General features: G+C 72.3%; 1 protein-coding gene. It reads left to right on the forward strand.

What is annotated here, in order from left to right:
* Positions 1-35 precede the first annotated feature (35 nt).
* On the forward strand, positions 36-542 hold a 507-nt coding region (locus AC1DSF_RS30650), incomplete at its 3' end, for an MFS transporter (protein WP_478184078.1).

A 542-nucleotide genomic window follows, 5' to 3' on the forward strand; every position in this document is an offset into this window, starting at 1 on the left:
TCCCACGAGGGCGCATCCGACGAAGGAACCACGCCGTGACGACCACAACCGCCCTGATCGAAGATCCCCAGCGGTCCCAGGCGCAGCGCCGGGTGCTGCTCGTCTTGGTCGCCGCCCAGGTCTTCAGCGGAGCCGGACTCGCGGCGGGCGTCACCGTCGGTGCCCTGCTGGCCCAGGACATGCTCGGTTCCACCGGCCTGGCCGGACTGCTTGGCGCATTGTCCATCACCGGTTCGGCAGCGGCCGCGATCGCGCTCGGACGCGTCTCGCAGGAGCACGGACGTCGAGCAGGTCTGGTCGCCGGCTACTCGGCCGGCGCCATCGGAAGCGCCGGCGTCGCAGCCGCGGCAGTCGCCGGTAGCCCCTTGCTGCTGTTCGTCGCGATGTTCGTCTACGGCGCAGGTACCGCCACGAACCTCTTGGCCCGCTATGCCGGCGCCGACTTGGCGGCTCCCGCGTACCGCGCCCGGGCGTTGTCCACCGTGCTGGTCGCCACGACGGTGGGCGGCGTGGTCGGCCCCAACCTCGCCGCACCCGTCGGC

The organism is Variovorax sp. 01N429, assembly GCF_056399425.1.